The organism is Chitinophaga costaii (assembly GCF_900094705.1).
GTDB lineage: Bacteria > Bacteroidota > Bacteroidia > Chitinophagales > Chitinophagaceae > Chitinophaga > Chitinophaga costaii.
In genome coordinates, this window is the sequence record NZ_FMAR01000016.1 from 54,752 (window position 1) to 70,610 (window position 15,859).

Annotated in this window: 12 protein-coding genes; 5 read left to right on the forward strand and 7 right to left on the reverse strand. The window is 48.1% G+C overall.

Features of this window, described 5'->3' with window-relative positions; translation table 11 throughout:
• Positions 1-527: 527 nt before the first annotated feature.
• Positions 528-764, forward strand: a complete 237-nt coding sequence (locus GA0116948_RS17980) for a hypothetical protein (RefSeq protein ID WP_123891859.1) — start codon at positions 528-530, stop codon at positions 762-764.
• Between the two features lie 147 nt (positions 765-911).
• On the opposite strand, the gene GA0116948_RS17985 is transcribed toward GA0116948_RS17980, so the two are convergent.
• The 7 genes from GA0116948_RS17985 to GA0116948_RS18015 form a co-directional block, all read right to left on the reverse strand.
• Positions 912-1,937, reverse strand: coding sequence for an NAD(P)H-dependent glycerol-3-phosphate dehydrogenase (locus GA0116948_RS17985; protein WP_089714777.1), 1,026 nt, complete (start codon positions 1,935-1,937; stop codon positions 912-914).
• Between the two features lie 125 nt (positions 1,938-2,062).
• Positions 2,063-3,424, reverse strand: a complete 1,362-nt coding sequence (locus GA0116948_RS17990) for an efflux RND transporter periplasmic adaptor subunit (RefSeq protein ID WP_089714778.1) — start codon at positions 3,422-3,424, stop codon at positions 2,063-2,065.
• A gap of 39 nt (positions 3,425-3,463) precedes the next feature.
• Positions 3,464-4,921 carry a TolC family protein gene (locus GA0116948_RS17995; protein WP_089714780.1) on the reverse strand — a complete coding sequence of 486 codons (1,458 nt, stop codon included), beginning with the start codon at positions 4,919-4,921 and terminating at the stop codon, positions 3,464-3,466.
• Positions 4,922-5,012: 91 nt separating this feature from the next.
• A complete protein-coding gene (locus GA0116948_RS18000) occupies positions 5,013-5,678 on the reverse strand; it encodes an ABC transporter ATP-binding protein (RefSeq protein WP_089714782.1) in 666 nt (221 codons plus the stop codon).
• 51 nt (positions 5,679-5,729) lie between these two features.
• Entirely contained in the window at positions 5,730-8,150 is a 2,421-nt protein-coding gene (locus GA0116948_RS18005; RefSeq protein ID WP_089714784.1) for an ABC transporter permease, read from the reverse strand.
• A gap of 72 nt (positions 8,151-8,222) precedes the next feature.
• On the reverse strand, positions 8,223-8,912 hold the full coding sequence (locus GA0116948_RS18010) for an ABC transporter ATP-binding protein (protein ID WP_089714785.1): 690 nt from the start codon (positions 8,910-8,912) through the stop codon (positions 8,223-8,225).
• Between the two features lie 26 nt (positions 8,913-8,938).
• A complete protein-coding gene (locus tag GA0116948_RS18015) occupies positions 8,939-10,186 on the reverse strand; it encodes an efflux RND transporter periplasmic adaptor subunit (RefSeq protein WP_089714787.1) in 1,248 nt (415 codons plus the stop codon).
• A gap of 282 nt (positions 10,187-10,468) precedes the next feature.
• On the opposite strand from GA0116948_RS18015, the gene GA0116948_RS18020 reads away from it, so the two are divergent.
• The 4 genes from GA0116948_RS18020 to nadB all read left to right on the forward strand — a co-directional run bounded on the left by GA0116948_RS18020 (position 10,469) and on the right by nadB (position 15,798).
• A complete protein-coding gene (locus GA0116948_RS18020) occupies positions 10,469-11,809 on the forward strand; it encodes a sigma-54-dependent transcriptional regulator (protein WP_089714789.1) in 1,341 nt (446 codons plus the stop codon).
• Positions 11,810-11,812: 3 nt separating this feature from the next.
• The gene (locus tag GA0116948_RS18025; RefSeq protein WP_089714791.1) at positions 11,813-13,144 is read left to right on the forward strand and encodes a sensor histidine kinase; all 1,332 of its coding nucleotides are present in this window, start codon (positions 11,813-11,815) and stop codon (positions 13,142-13,144) included.
• A gap of 264 nt (positions 13,145-13,408) precedes the next feature.
• Positions 13,409-14,152 (forward strand): hypothetical protein, encoded by a 744-nt coding sequence (locus tag GA0116948_RS18030; protein WP_123891860.1) that lies wholly within the window; start codon positions 13,409-13,411, stop codon positions 14,150-14,152.
• 47 nt (positions 14,153-14,199) lie between these two features.
• On the forward strand, positions 14,200-15,798 hold the full coding sequence (nadB, locus tag GA0116948_RS18035; RefSeq protein ID WP_089714794.1) for an L-aspartate oxidase: 1,599 nt from the start codon (positions 14,200-14,202) through the stop codon (positions 15,796-15,798).
• Positions 15,799-15,859: the final 61 nt, after the last annotated feature.

Genomic DNA, 15,859 nt, shown 5'->3' on the forward strand with positions numbered 1-15,859 from the left:
AAGGTTTTTGTTACGATGGTATAGTAATTGCTTTTAATAAGATCTCAGAATTAAAACACGGACAGTAAAACGTAATAGTCTATACTAGTAGATAGACGCTAAACGGAAATCATTATTTCGATGTTATCGAAACCTTTGTTTGTTAAAGGAAGACCGCCTGAGCGTGTCTTCCTTTCTCCTTTTAGTATATAATGGATTTTATATTTAAATATCTTATCCAACCGGTACATACCTATTAATGTGATTAATATATTATCACACACCAACTCCGCCGCTCTGGCTGGTTAAAATATGGAGTTCTAATTAACAAAGCGTTTACACTTGTGTCAGCAAAACATTTGATATTTGAATTATAAAATAAAGCAAATCGCATTTTTTTTCGGATGATCTTCATTTATTAGGGAATAACATACTTTTTTGAAATGATAATTCACAATAGTAATTTAAGTTGAACAACTATTGTTCCCCTCTCTTCTTTGATAGCCTATTATACGAGTTTGCTATGTATGGTCCAAATCCTAGCCACCATGAGAAGTATGTCTTTTACCTTTACCCTCAACGGGGTAACCCGTATTGTAATGGTCCGCAAAATTCCCTGGAAAACCCAGGTAGCTGTTTTGATCGATGATGTGGAACTGTATTATGATTTACAGGCACCTGGGGGTGTCAGCCTAATAGCTGGCAATCACCCACCGCCAGAACCCGCCCTGGAAGAGAAGATTATCCAGGTGCTTAAATTATATTTCATCACGCCTGCCACCTGAGTGCTGCATACCGGCATATAAATGTTGCTTTCTTTGCGGATTTTTCCATTACTGACAGCTACTTAATTTAAGGTAAATAGTGCTGTATACGCAAAATGCCACCTCATTGCAGCAGGAAGTATTGCACAAAGGGTATTTCTGTAGGATTTAGATAAAGCCTTTCTCCAGCGACAAAAATGCTTCCGCAGCATTTTGATCTTCCCAGAGGATAGCATATACCGCTTGGGCCAACGGCATGTAAGCGCCTACTTCTTTGTTTATCTCATAAATACATTTACTCGCATAATAACCTTCCGCTACCATGTTCATTTCCAACTGGGCCGATTTCACACTATAACCTTTACCAATCATATTACCAAAGGTGCGGTTGCGGCTATGCAGGCTGTAACAGGTAACCAGCAGATCACCAAGGTAGGCGCTGGCATTGTAGTCATGCTCCGGTGCCAGATGGTGTTCTGTGCCTGCATAATGCCCATACTTTTCCAGGAAACCCTGCATCTCACGGAAAGAATTTGTAATGAGTACGCTCAGAAAGTTATCTCCATAATCCAGCCCATGGGCGATACCGGCACCGAGCGCATAAATATTTTTGAGTAGCGCCGCATACTGCACCCCGATAACATCGGTATTCACCACGGTCTGTAAATTAGCATTGGTAAATAATGCTGCCATGGCCGACGCCGACGCCGGTTGCAGTCCCGAAAAAGTAAGATAGGAAAGCTTTTCCGCCGCCACTTCCTCTGCATGACACGGACCCGTGATGGTAAAATACTGCTCCAGCGGCAGGCTGAATTTATTGAGCAGGTATTCATTAATGAGGCGGTTTTCATCGGGGATCATGCCTTTGATGGCGGAGATCACATTTTTATTCCGCAAAGCATCTGCCGGGAGTGCGTCCAGCACCGATGTAAGAAAGGCCGATGGAACGGCGAGAATAACCGTGTCACAAGCCGCAATTACCGTTTGCAGGTTGTCGCTCAGTTGCAACAGGGCAGTATTAAAATATACGGAGGTGAGGTAATGTTTATTGTGATGGCGTAGTTGCATATGGCGGATGGTATCTTCATTGCGTATCCACCAGTATACACACTGGCCGTTGTCGGTCAGGATTTTGGCCAAAGCGGTGGCCCAACTGCCGCTGCCTACGATGGCGATCGGATTTGCCTTACTCACGTTCTTGGGTATTTTTGCGCAAAGTAACTAAAAGGAATGTATTACTTAGCGCGTACCTTCTTAAAAACAGATGTCCCGGGATGCGCATGTGGCAACCAGGGACATCTATTTAGGATGAAGCATCCTTATTTTTTAACATCAAAAAGATCTTTGGCCGGTACTACTTTCACTTTTTTCCCGTTTTCCAACTGCCGGGAAATGGCCGGATAGGGTGCGCTCACCACTTCATCCCCTGCTTTCAGGCCGGTTTTGATCTCTATATAATCGTCGTCCTGTACATCAGTTGTTACTGCTACCTGTTTTACCGTACCATCTTTCTGCACTATGAATACCACTTCTTTATTGTCGTCTGTATGCCCTGTTTCACCGGTTTCGGCCCGGCCCTCCTTGCCTTTTATTTTGGTAGTATCTTTTATTTCACGGGTGGTCACTGCGTTCACGGGTACGGCCAGCACGTTTTTATGGGTACGGGTCTGAATGTTTACGCTGGCGCTCATGCCTGGGCGAAAAGGAAAGTTTTTGGGATGGGAAGGGTCTATCAGGTCTGCGTAGCTATTGCGTAACAGGCGGATGTGTACTACATAATTCGTCACCTGCTCGGCGGAGGAACTACTGCTGGTGGTGGTATTAGTGAGCGCGGCGCCTTTGTTGGAGGCGGCAATTTGTGTTACAATGCCTTTGAACTTACGGTCGCTGTAGGCGTCTACTTCTACAATAGCGGTATCGCCATAATGCACTTTGGGTACGTCGTTCTCTCCCACGTCTACCTGCGTTTCAATTACGCTCAGGTCGGCAATGCGCAACATTTCAGTACCCGTCATCTGGGCGGTACCTACCACGCGTTCACCCTTCTTAACAGATAGCAGGGAAATCACCCCAGACATGGGAGCGTCTATGGTGGTGCGGCCCAATGTTTTATTGGCTTCCGTAACGTTAGCCTGGGCGCTGGCTACGGCAAATTTGTTACTGTTAATAGATTGCAAGGCTGCATTATAATCTGCCTGAGCAGAAAGGTAATTTGCCTGGGCAGTTTCGAACTCCGAGCGGCTCACTACTTTTTGTTCATTGAGTGCTTTATTACGGTCGTAAGCGGCCTTGGCCTGGGCCAGTTTGGCCTCATAGGAGCTGAGGGCTGCATGGGAATTGGCCAGCAGGGCCTGCGACTGACTATAGGCAGCCGTGGCACGGTCTAATTGGGAGCCGTAAATGTCGGCATAAATACGGGCCAGGGTTTGACCCTTTTTAACGGAATCGCCCTCCATTACTAGCAGGTCGGTAATTTCACCCGATACGTCGGAGCTTACTTTCACCTCCGTTTCAGGATAGATTTTACCGCTTGCAGATACTACTTCAATAATATCGCGGGTGGCTGCTTTGTCGGTAGCGACCTTAATGCCCTCATCTTTGTGGGTGGCTTTATAACCCACGATAATAAGCACAATCACTACCAGTATCCCTCCAATCCAATAGAGCGTCCTTTTTTTCATATTGCGGTGGTGTGTGTTGATAGAAACCGCGGGAGGTATTTACAGGGAAATATGTTGATCCCGGTAAAACTCCAGCAGCTTCATTTTAAAGATGTAGTCGTACAAAGCAGACACTTTATCGATTTGTGCCCGGAACAGGTTACTCTGGGTGGTGATGAAATCGATCGTATTCATCAGCCCCAGTTCGTAACGTTTTCCGGCAAAGTCAAAAGCGCGCTGCGATGCTTCCACGGTACGGGAAGCGGCGTTGTATTTCTGTAAAGAGCCTACGGCGTTGGCATAGGCCGTATAAATATCTTCTCTTAATTGCTGGTTGTCTGCGTCTGTCGTGAGCTTTTGCTGCTCAAGATTTAGTTTTGATTTGTTGTAATTAGTGCGCAACTGCCAGCCATTGAGGATAGGGATGTTCAAGCCTGCCGCATAGGTCTGCTGAAAGTTATCGCTGAACTGACGCCCAAATTTACCCATAGCCTGCGCAGAATAATTAGACCCCCAATAGCCTGACAGGCCAATGGTGGGGAACAGCGATCCCCTCGCCGATTTTACCAGTTTATCGTACTCTTTTATACGTAATTGGTCTGCCCGGATAAGCGGGTAGGTAGATTGTGCTGCGCTGAATACCATTTCGGGCGACAGTTCGGTAAGGTGGGGCATAGGAATATCGGCGATATTGCCCGGTATCTGCGGCACATAAGGCTGATCAAAACCCAGGTTCAGCAAGGCTTTCATCTGTAGTACAGAAACAATAGCCGTGGTTTGCGCGCTCACCAGCGTACTGCTATCGCGGGCCTGCTGGGCTTCGAGATCGGCTTGATTACTTTCTGGTACCGCACCGGCTATTACCTGCTTGCGGGTATTTTCTAACTGGGAGTTGGTAAGCTTTAACTGGTTTTCACTGATATGCACCTGTTCATTGTTCAGCAGGATTTGCAAAAATGCCTGGGCAATATTGAGGGCAATGTCGTTGCGAGCCTTTTCCAGCAGGAAGTTGTTCGCCTGTGCTTCAAAGCGGTTGCCGGCAATGCGGTTGCGCGCCGAGAACCAGTTGAATAAGGTGGCACTCGATTGAAAATTGGCACTGGTAGCAAAATATCCCTTGTTTACATACTCATAAGAGGTAAGGTCAACCGTACGGCCCAGGTTATAGTTCTCGCTTACATTACCAACCACGGTAGGTACCTGCGCCAACTTGCTTTGCTGATAAGTAAGCTCTGCAAACCGTTTCGTAACATCCTGCTGCTTAATGGTAATATTATGCTGCATGGCATAGTCCACACTTTCCTGCAATGTCCAGGTACGGGTAGAATCGGCAATTTGGGCGGCCGCAGGCTGCACGCTAGCTACTTGTAAAAGGATGAGCAAGCCAATACTTGCCGGGGTGAATAACTTCATGGGTAAATCTGAATATAGTTGTGGCAGCGCCAGTTGAATTTTCCACACCAGGGGCAGTATACGAGCAGGCATGATGCGGTGCCGCACTAAGTTAATGCAAAACATGATATAATATTTAGGGTACTATTTAGAAATATAGGAATAGGCTGACCAGCGTGCCGGACAAGATAAATTTACTGGGCAGGTCCAATTGGCATTAAGCCAATACTTTTCCATCCTGTAGCCGGATCACGCGCTGGCCATAACTGGCATTTTCTTCGGAGTGGGTTACTTGAATAATGGTGATCTTATCCTGTTCGTTCAGGGTGCGGAAAAGTTCCATAATCTGGCGGGCCTGCTCGGAGTGCAGGTTGCCGGTAGGTTCGTCTGCCAGGAGCACTTGCGGCTGCGCCACTACGGCGCGGGCAATGCCCACCAATTGTTGCTGCCCGCCGGAAAGCTGGGCAGGAAAGAGGTCTTTCTTAGCCACGATATTAAAGCGGTCCAGGATATCGGCCACCTTGCTTTTACGCTCGCTGGCACCCATTTTTTTATAGAGCAGCGGGGTTTCTATATTTTCATACACCGTAAGTTCATCGATGAGGTGATAAGCCTGGAATACGAAGCCAATTTGACCACGATGCAATTGCGTTCTTTTCTTTTCATTCAGTTTGCTCACCAGCTCCCCATCAAAAATGTATTGCCCATCTGTAGGCTCTTCCAATAGGCCTATGATATGCAGCAGGGTAGACTTTCCGCTGCCGGAAGGCCCCATGATAGACACAAATTCCCCATCATGGATCACCAGGTCTATATCATGCAGAATATTCACTTTCCCAAAGCCTGCCGGGTAACTCTTGCTAATGTGTTTTAATTGTATCATAATGCGGTAAGCTAATTTTAAACAGTAGTACAATGATGGAAGGTAGCTGCGCTATTCACTGCGCAGGCTATTCACCGGGTTGGCCAGTGCCGTACGGACGGCATTAAAACTAATGGTAAGGAAAGCAATGCCCAAGCCTAGGAAAGCCGCCACTACAAAGACGCCTATATGAATTTGAATGCGATAGGCGTAATCCGCCAGCCACTGGTTCATCGCCCACCACGATACGGGTATGGCCAGGACAATAGCCAGTGCCACCAACTTCAGGAAATCGCCGGAAAGCAGGGCCACAATGCTATTTACACTAGCCCCCAGTACTTTGCGGATGCCCACTTCACGGGTACGCAGCGACATGGCCATTACCGCAATGGCAAACAATCCCATGCAAGCAATTACGATGGCCAGCACAGCGCTGCTGATGAAGATGCTGGTAAGCCTTCCCTCCTGCCGGTATTGCCTTTCGGTATTTTCATCCAGGAAAGATCCCTGGAAAGGTTTGCCCGGCTCCAGTGCTATCCAGGCTTTCTTTACCAGATCCATAGAGGCAGGTAAATGACCGGGAGCTACCTTCACGAAAATATAGTTCAGGTAAGAAGGGGCGCGAATGGTTATGCTCAGCGGATCTATATTGTTTTTCAGGGATTGATAATTAAAATCTTTCACTACGCCAATCACCGTCATCAGGCTGTCGTTCACACCCAGCGGCAGCCGCACGCCAATAGCTGTTTGCACCCCACCCAGCTCTCTGGCCATTGCCTCGTTAATCACCAGGCCTTCCTGCACATCGGTAGGATGATTGCGCGAGAAGTCGCGGCCTGCCAGCAACTGCAGGTCCAGCGTGGAAAGATAATCGTACCCTACGTTCATCCAGTGGGTTTGTACGCTGTGATCATTATAGGTGAAGCCCATGATGGAAGTGCTGTTGCCCCCATCTAGCCCACGACCCAGGTTCACATCGGCGCCGCTGATACTGCGCACCTGGCTTTGGCTGCTTAAACGGTCGCGCAGTAGCCGGATCAATTTTTCAGGATCAGAGCCGGTTTCCAGCGGGATGCTGATTACTTCCGATTTATTATAACCCAAGGGCTGGTTACGCAGGTAGCTTACCTGCTGCCATGCAATGAGCGTGCAGCAGATGAGGGCTGCCGCAATGACAAACTGCGCCACGATCAAGATATTACGCAGGCCATTGTTTTTGCCCGCCGCTACCTTGCCTTTCAGTACCAGCAGCGTATTTTGCCGCGCCATACGCCAGGCAGGATAACCGCCCGCCAGCAGGGTAACAATGCCAAAGCAGGCCAGTACGCTGCTCAGTAAACGGGGTGTATACAACAGCGAAAAATGAATATTGGCCCGGAAGGTAGCGTTAAAGGCAGGCAGCAGCAAAGCTGCCACAGCAAGGCCCAGCAATAGGGCAATGCTGCACTGAATAAACGCTTCACTCCATAATTGCAAAACAAGTTGCTGCCGCAGCGCCCCCATCACCTTCCGCATCCCGATCTCCCGGCCACGTCCAAAGGCGCGCGCCAGCGTGATGTTTACAAAGTTGGTGGCGGCGATGAATAAGATAAAGCCAGTAATAAGCATCAACAGCAAAATATACCGGTGTCCCACACCTGCACCCATGCTGCTGATGGCGTTGAAATGCATTTCCGGCAAGGGAATAAGGCCATAACGGCGATAAGTACCGTCGGCACTGGGTTTTACACCATCTTTTTTATCCTGCACCAAAAAATCTTTCAGGTATTTCTGTACGATAGACTGCGTGCCAGCCAGGAAAGCGGCTGTTTTAGAAGGGTCTTTCAATTGGACGAACTGGCTGGCTACGCTTGCACCCCACAGGTTTTTTACAACAGGATAGTCCACAAATTTTTCAAAACGCAGGTAGAGGGCATTGTCGAAGGAAGAATTGGCCGGGGGATCGGCCACCACCGCAGTCACTACATAGCCTTCAAAACCATTTCCCATATTTACCTGCACCGTTTTGCCCACCGGCGATTCCCGGCCAAACAAAGCCTTGGCGATCTTTTGAGAAAGGACCATATTGTTCAGCTCTTGCAATGGTTCATGCGCACCCTCTACCACCGGGAAGGTAAACATGCGAAAGTAATCTCCATCCACCAGGTCTATGTTTTCGCTGAGTTGCTGATCACCATAACGAACCAGTCCTCCCGTGGAAATGAAGCGAGTGGAAGCCTTTATGTTGTTCATTTCCGCCAGCATGGTGGGTTGCAAGGCGGCAGGCAGGTTGGCCTTTTCGTTCACTTTTTGCCGGGTGTTTTCACTGCGGTACACCTGGAAAATGGCCGACTTATTTTTGTGAAAGGCATCGTAAGAATTTTCAAAAAACACCGTCATGCCCAACAGTAGTGCTGCCGCAAAAGCGACCGTCATACCCAGCAGATTCACGCCAGTTATTACTTTCGATTTCCAAAGATTTCTCCAGGCTATTTTCAGGTAGGTTCTAAACATATATGGCGGTGTCTGATTGTTGAAAAGGTTTTCGGCCAGGTAATGACCGTGTTAAATGTATAACGCAAACGATTACACGTGAAATTGTTCTTTGATATTTTCCGTTACCACACGCCCGTCAAAGAGGTTGATGATGCGGTGGGCAAAACCAGCGTCGTAAGGCGAATGGGTAACCATGATCAGGGTGGTGCCGGCATCGTTTAATTCTTGCAGCAACTTCATGACCTCTTCCCCATTGGTGGAGTCCAGGTTGCCCGTTGGTTCATCCGCCAGGATAAGTTTTGGAGCTGCCACCACGGCGCGGGCAATGGCCACGCGCTGTTGCTGCCCGCCAGACAACTGCTGCGGGAAGTGATTACGACGGTGCATAATGTTCATGCGCTCCAGCACTTTCTCTACCTTTTCTTTGCGCTCAGACACGGGTACTTTCAGGTAGAGTAAAGGCAGTTCTACATTTTCGTAAACGGTAAGCTCGTCTATCAGATTAAAACTCTGGAACACAAAGCCAATGGCGCCTTTGCGAAGCTGGGCGCGTTGCCTTTCACTCATGTGACCCACTTCTTTGTCCCAGAAATGATACTCACCGCCAGTGGGACTGTCTAACAGACCAATGATGTTAAGTAAAGTCGATTTGCCACAGCCGGAAGGACCCATGATCGCAACAAATTCTCCGTCTTTTATTTCGAGGTTAATGCCATTGAGGGCAGTAGTTTCTACTTCTTCGGTAGCAAACAATTTTTGTAAGTTCACGGTACGTATCATTGATAGTTATTTTAGTCGATGTATAATTAGAATTCAAGTACTTCTTTGTTGCCAAATGTTTCGTAGGAGGAGGTGATCACCTGTTCACCTGGATGCAGGCCTTCTAGTACTTCATAGTACATCGGGTTCTTGCGACCCAGGGTAATGTTGCGCTTCACGGCACGGCGCCCGCTGTTGTCTACCACGTATACCCAGTTGCCGCCTGTGTCGGAGAAGAAGCCCCCACTGGGTAGCAGGGTAGCGGAGGCAGACTTGCCTAGTTCCAACCGGATAGGCGAAGACTGGCCGCGGCGAATGCCATCCGGGGCCTGTTTTCCAAAGTTCAGGTCTACCGCAAAGCTACCATCCTTTATTTCGGGGTACACCTTGGTAACAGTAAGTTCGTAATTACCACCGTTAAATTCAAACGTAGCTTTCAGCCCGGCAAATACGCGGGTGAGATAATGCTCGTCTACAGTGGCGCGCATTTTAAATCCTGTGATGTCATCGATCTGGCCAAGGTTCTGCCCTTCTACAATATTGGAGCCTACTTCTACATCTATGCTGGATAGTTGCCCATCCACCGGTGCGCGTACTACCAGGTTGCTAAGGTTTTCTTTCATAAGGGCCAAGTTGCGCTGACTGCGTGCTACGGTGCCGCTTAGCTGGGCCACCTGAACACGGGCGTTTTCTTCTTGGAATTGTTGGTACTGGGCCTGGATATCACGCTGGTGGGTTAATCCTTCCAATTCGTATTTATTCTTATTAAATTCCTGTCGCGATACAATGCGTTCGTCTACCAGTTGCTTGTTCCTTTCATAAAGATCTTTGGCCTGCGAGATCTGGCGGTCTAGGTCTGCCAATGTTTTTTCCGATTCGTAGTGATTTTGTTTGAGGCTCAGTTTCGAGTTTTCCAGTTCATTGATAAGCCGGTAAATTTCCGTTTCGTGGTTCACATAATCCATCATTACATGTTGGTTTTCCAGGCGCAGGATAGAATCGCCCTTTTTTACCATACTGCCGCCCTCCAGGAATTTCCTGGTTACATACCCGCCCTGTATGGCATCCAGGCGAATGGTATTGAGCGGTAGCACTACGGCGGTAACCGCAATATAATCATCAAAAGGGCCCTGGCTCACTTTTGAAATAGTTACTTTGTCTTTTTCTACGTTAAGTTTGGAACGGTGGTCGGCAAAGATGAGGTTATAGCCGAGCAGCAACGCTACCAGGGTACCACCGGCGATGTAAAATATTCGCTTTCTATTCCAGTACTTTTTTTCAATTTTCTTATCCATAGCGGTGTCTTAAAGATTATTGGCTGAACAGGGTGAGCCAATACATGTGCCAAACGCCGAAATGCTTGACAATAGGCACTTTACAAGGATTTTACTAATTACAAGCGTACGCTGTTGAACATATCTTGTTCATTTCCGGACGATTTAATCCTGCCAGTACCGATACGTGGTTACAGCGTCAAATCTTTTATTATATTGGTACGTCCGGTTTTGAGACGATATTAGTGCCTAATCTGCAGAACAGGAACACCGTTTGCTCCACCCTTTTTCACAATTAAACATATGATTACACTAGACCCGGCCAAAATCTTAATTATTGATGACGACCTGGATGTGCTGCGCGCCGCACGCCTGCTGCTGAAAAGACATTTTGAGCAGGTAGATTTTGAAAAGAATCCCCAGAAGATCCCCTACCTGGTTTCCAATTTCGATTATGATGTGATCCTGCTGGATATGAACTTTACCCGCGACCTAAGCAGTGGTAAGGAGGGTTTTGAATGGCTAGACCGCATCCTGGATACCAAACCCCAATCTGCCGTAATCCTGTTTACAGCCTATGGCGATGTAGAGATGGCAGTACGCGCTATCAAAGCAGGCGCTGCAGATTTTGTGCTGAAGCCCTGGGAAAACCAGAAACTGCTGGACACCGTGCATGCCGCCTTGCAAAAACGCCGGGCCACCCAAAAAGAAAAAGCCAATAGCAACAATAGCCAACACCTCATAGGTCAAAGCCCCGCTATGCAAGCTGTGTTTGAAACCGTATCGCGCGTGGCTAATACCGATGCAAATATTTTGATCCTGGGAGAAAATGGCACCGGCAAAGACGTGTTGGCCCGCCATATCCATACGCTTTCTTTACGCAAGGACAAACCCTTTGTAGGCGTAGACCTGGGTGCCATCAGCGAATCGCTTTTTGAAAGCGAATTGTTTGGACACGTAAAAGGCGCCTTCACAGATGCCCGCGACGACCGCAAAGGCCGTTTTGAAGAAGCCAATGGTGGCACAATTTTCCTCGATGAGTTGGGCAACATCACGTTACCCCTGCAAGCTAAATTGCTCACCGTGCTGCAAAACCGTTCTGTTACCCGCGTTGGCTCCAATAAACTGATTCCACTGGATGTGCGACTTATCTGCGCTACCAACCGTAATATCCAGCAAATGGCCGCCCAGCAGCAGTTTCGACAGGACCTACTGTACCGAATTAATACCATTGCCATTCAGCTTCCGCCGCTGCGCGAACGTACAGAAGACATTCTGCCACTGGCCCTGCATTTCCTGGAGCAATACCGGCTGCGTTATCAACGCCCGGTAACCGGCATCAGCGATTCTCTGGCCAATCAGCTACAGCAATACGATTGGCCCGGCAATATCCGTGAGCTACAGCATGCCATAGAGCGCGCCGTAATCTTGTGCCAGGGCAAAACCCTGCAACCCAAGGATGTATTTATTAAAAATGCCGAACCAGAATTGTCCGACAATACAGGCTACAACCTGGAAGAAATGGAACGCAACATGATTGTGCAAGCCTTGAAAAAATGCAATGGCAATATTACAGAAGCCGCACGGGAACTGGGCCTAAGCAGGGCCGCACTTTATCGCCGGCTGGAAAAATATAATCTTTAGCGCTTGAACCGTTTTACACTACATATACTCTTGCGGGTGGCCCTGATCACGGCCACCATCGTACTCGGTGCTTGCTTATGGATGCAGGTAACGCCCGTGCTGGGCCTCATTTGCGCCGTATTGCTGGGGGTGGAACTATATTACCTCGTGTATTATATTTCCCGGATAAACCGCAAGCTCACCCTGTTCCTAGAATCAATCCGCTATGGCGATTTTTCTATCCGTTTCAGTGCCGATAATAAGCTGGGCACCAGTTTCGCAGCACTTAACCAACAGTTCAATGAAGTAATGGAAGCCTTTCGTCAAACCCGCGCAGAAAAAGAGGCCAACCTGAAATACATTGATACCATTATCCAGCACATTAGCATCGGCGTACTGAGTTTTGATGCCTCCGGCAAGATAGAGCTGATTAACCCGGCCGCCTTTCGCTTCCTGGGTATTTACCGCCTGCGTTACATTACGGAGCTAAAGAATAGCCATGAAAACCTCAGCGAGTTGTTATTAGGACTGGCCTCTGGCAAAAAAATATTGTATCAAACACAGAATGGCCAGCAGCTTTCCATTCATGCCACAGCGATCAGCTTACAAGGGCGGGCTATTAAACTGCTTTCCATTCAAAACATCCATGCAGAATTACAGCAAAAAGAACTGGAGTCTTGGCAGAACCTGGCCCGCATTCTCCGTCATGAGATCATGAATTCCATTACCCCTATCGTTTCACTCATAGACACCATGCAAGAGATAGTAGATATGGACATTGCGCCCATAATACCCGCACAAGAGGCCGTGGCAGACCTGCAGGAAGCCTTGTCTACCATCGAAAACCGCAGCAAGGGTATTATGAATTTTGTAAATGCCTACCGAGATTATACTACCCTGCCAGCGCCGCAGTTCACATTGATCTCCGTAAAAACACTAGTGAACGATGTGTACCAGTTACTACTACCCGCCTTGAAAAAGGCTGGCATTGGCGTAACCTTATCTATCCAGACAGACGTGGAAGTGCATGCCGATATTTCGCAAATGCAAATGGTACTCATCAACCTCGTAAAAAACGCCATGGACGCATTGGAGCATACCGAAAACCCCTCTATCAGTATTATCACCAACCTCCAGGGCGGACAGCTGGTGGTTATTTCCGTGGCAGACAATGGACCCGGCATTGATGAGGATGCACTCGATAAGATCTTTATTCCATTCTTCACGACCAAACGTACCGGCTCTGGTATAGGATTAAGCCTTTCCCAGCAGATCATCCAACTTCACAACGGACAATTGAAAGTGAGCAGCGATCCCGGTAAGGGCTCTACTTTTTTAGTGCTGCTGAATAGTTAATTCCAGCCTTTATGCATTTCTACCAATGCTGAAAATAATATTGCCTTTACCTAGCCCGGCTTGTTGCTCATCCTGGTATATGCCTGCACGTTAGCCGGGGCTTACCCATATCCTGGCACAACTACATATATTGGTGGCAGTAGGCATTATTTGCAAGGCCGTAATACTGCTCACCACCTGCTGCGCCATATAATTTTGATGATTCATTATTTCATATCCTGCTGTAAAATAGCTGAATTAACTACTTATGTCTTAATTTTAACTATGCCCGAGATTAACCGCGTACCTGGTGCTATGCGCCCTTTATGGCTGGCAGGCCTTTTCCTGCTCATCTTCATCAGTGTGTTGCTGCCGCCGTTTGGTGGCCGTCATTATGCCCTGTTAGCAGGTATGCCCCTGCTGATGGTGTTCTGGTGGACGAACAGCGCTGCCCTGCCCTCCCGCTTCCGTTACCCAATGTTGTTTGCTTTACTGGCCAATTTTTCGCAAGATATCGTCGCACTACGCTCCGTAGACTTTGACGGTCGCAGTAGTTCCCTGGAGTTCTTTTTCTTTATGGGGGCTTATCTTTTTACCCTGTTTTCCGTACCAGCATTTTTAATTTACCTGTTCGTGAAAATGCGCTTCTCGCTGGGCCAGCGCTGCCCTTGCAACTGGGTGGCCGTGTTTGGGTTTGTACCTATTACCACGCTGGTGGTACTCAATTTTATAACACCCATTACTTTCTCTCTTACCTGGCTTAGCCTGCTCTATATTCTATATGCCATCACCTTATACGTGTTGTTTGAAGCAGTAGTGCATGGCTTTGCAGGACCAGGGCGAACAGCAGGAAGACTATCCATGGTGGCGGCTTTTGGCTTTGTGTTGCTGCGTTATAAAATAACCTTTCCTACGCTGGAATTGAATATAGCACTGTCTGGCAGCCTCCTGCTCTTTCTACAGAATGCTTTCCTGGCCTTATTGGTTTATAGTACCGCCAGGTATCTAAATTCCCGCGTTATCCCTTAATTTTGATACACGCACCGGTTTTACCGGAATGCGAAACATGCAAAAATATGGAGCAAGTTGATTTTTTAGTGATTGGGTCCGGGATTGCAGGTCTTACCTATGCCCTCAAAGTGGCGGAGCAATGTCCCGATAAAAAGGTAATGATCATTACCAAAACCCGCGAGGATGAAACCAACACCAAGTATGCCCAGGGTGGCGTGGCGGTGGTGAAAGACCTGGAACACGACAGTTTCGAAAAGCATATTGAAGACACCCTCATTGCAGGGGATGGGCTTTGTAATCCCAAAGTAGTGGAGATCGTGGTAAGGGAAGGACCGCAGCGCGTAAACGAGATCATTGCCTGGGGAACCAATTTTGATAAGGAGGAAAATGGCGAATATTCTGTGGGCCGCGAAGGCGGCCACTCAGTATTCCGCGTTATTCACCATAAAGACGTAACTGGCCAGGAAATAGAACGCGCCCTGCTAACGGAAATCCATCAACGAAAAAATATCAGCCTGGTTACCCATTGCTTCGTGGTGGATCTCATTACACAGCACCACCTAGGCTACCTCGTTACCAAAAGCACCCTCGACGTAGAATGTTACGGTGTGTACGTGCTGAACCAACGTAATAACCGTATTGAAAAGATACTTTCCCGTATTACCCTGCTGGCTACGGGCGGCAATGGACAGGTGTACCGCACTACCACCAATCCCGGCATTGCCACCGGCGACGGCGTAGCCATGGTATACCGCGCAAAAGGGCGCATAGAGAACATGGAATTTATCCAGTTCCACCCCACCGCTTTATACGAACCGGGCGTCAGCAATGCCTTCCTCATTACCGAAGCGGTTCGTGGCGACGGCGGCATTCTGCGCAATCATGCTGGTGAAGACTTTATGAATCGCTATGATCCCCGACTGTCACTGGCCCCCCGCGACATCGTGGCCCGCGCCATAGATAGTGAGATGAAACGCACCGGCACCGAACATGTGTTCCTGGACTGCCGCCACATGGACCTGGAAAAATTCATCCACCACTTTCCCAATATATACGAAAAGTGTAAGTCTATCGGGATAGATATCACCAAAGACATGATACCCATTGCTCCCGCAGCACACTATAGCTGCGGCGGCATTAAAACCAATGAGGTAGGCAAAACGTCTATCAACCATTTATATGCCTGCGGCGAATGTGCCAGTACCGGCCTGCATGGAGCCAACCGCCTGGCCAGCAACTCCCTGTTAGAAGCCATGGTGTTTGCCCACCGCTGTTACCTGCAAGCGGTGGCCATGATAGATAGTACCAAATTTAATGAAGATATACCCGACTGGGATGCCCGTGGCACCATGGAACCCAAGGAAATGATCCTCATCACCCAAAGCCTTAAGGAACTGAAGTCGGTGATGAGTGATTATGTAGGCATAGTCCGCAACAACGAGCGCCTGCAACGCGCCCTGCGACGGCTAGACATGCTGCATGAAGAAACAGAAGACCTGTACGAACGTACCGTAGTATCGCCCCAGCTTTGCGAACTGCGTAATATGATTACCGTGGGGTACCTAATCGTAAAAGCCGCCAACTTCCGCAAAGAAAGCCGGGGCCTGCACTTCAATACAGATTACCCTTCGAAATCCAATTTGTTGCAGAATATTATACTATAAAAATTATAAACATTACAAGGTATCCTGCGTTTGGAATGCAACACGCCTTGTACTTACAGCA

Excerpts from the sequence above, each read along its gene's own strand:
- GA0116948_RS18030 (WP_123891860.1), top strand. The coding sequence starts at position 13,409 with ATGCCCGAGATTAACCGCGTACCTGGTGCTATGCGCCCTTTATGGCTG.
- GA0116948_RS17995 (WP_089714780.1), bottom strand. The coding sequence starts at position 4,921 with ATGTTTTGCATTAACTTAGTGCGGCACCGCATCATGCCTGCTCGTATA.
- GA0116948_RS17990 (WP_089714778.1), bottom strand. The coding sequence starts at position 3,424 with ATGAAAAAAAGGACGCTCTATTGGATTGGAGGGATACTGGTAGTGATT.
- GA0116948_RS18005 (WP_089714784.1), bottom strand. The coding sequence starts at position 8,150 with ATGTTTAGAACCTACCTGAAAATAGCCTGGAGAAATCTTTGGAAATCG.
- GA0116948_RS17980 (WP_123891859.1), top strand. The coding sequence starts at position 528 with ATGAGAAGTATGTCTTTTACCTTTACCCTCAACGGGGTAACCCGTATT.
- GA0116948_RS18015 (WP_089714787.1), bottom strand. The coding sequence starts at position 10,186 with ATGGATAAGAAAATTGAAAAAAAGTACTGGAATAGAAAGCGAATATTT.
- GA0116948_RS18010 (WP_089714785.1), bottom strand. The coding sequence starts at position 8,912 with ATGATACGTACCGTGAACTTACAAAAATTGTTTGCTACCGAAGAAGTA.
- nadB (WP_089714794.1), top strand. The coding sequence starts at position 14,200 with ATGGAGCAAGTTGATTTTTTAGTGATTGGGTCCGGGATTGCAGGTCTT.
- GA0116948_RS18020 (WP_089714789.1), top strand. The coding sequence starts at position 10,469 with ATGATTACACTAGACCCGGCCAAAATCTTAATTATTGATGACGACCTG.
- GA0116948_RS18000 (WP_089714782.1), bottom strand. The coding sequence starts at position 5,678 with ATGATACAATTAAAACACATTAGCAAGAGTTACCCGGCAGGCTTTGGG.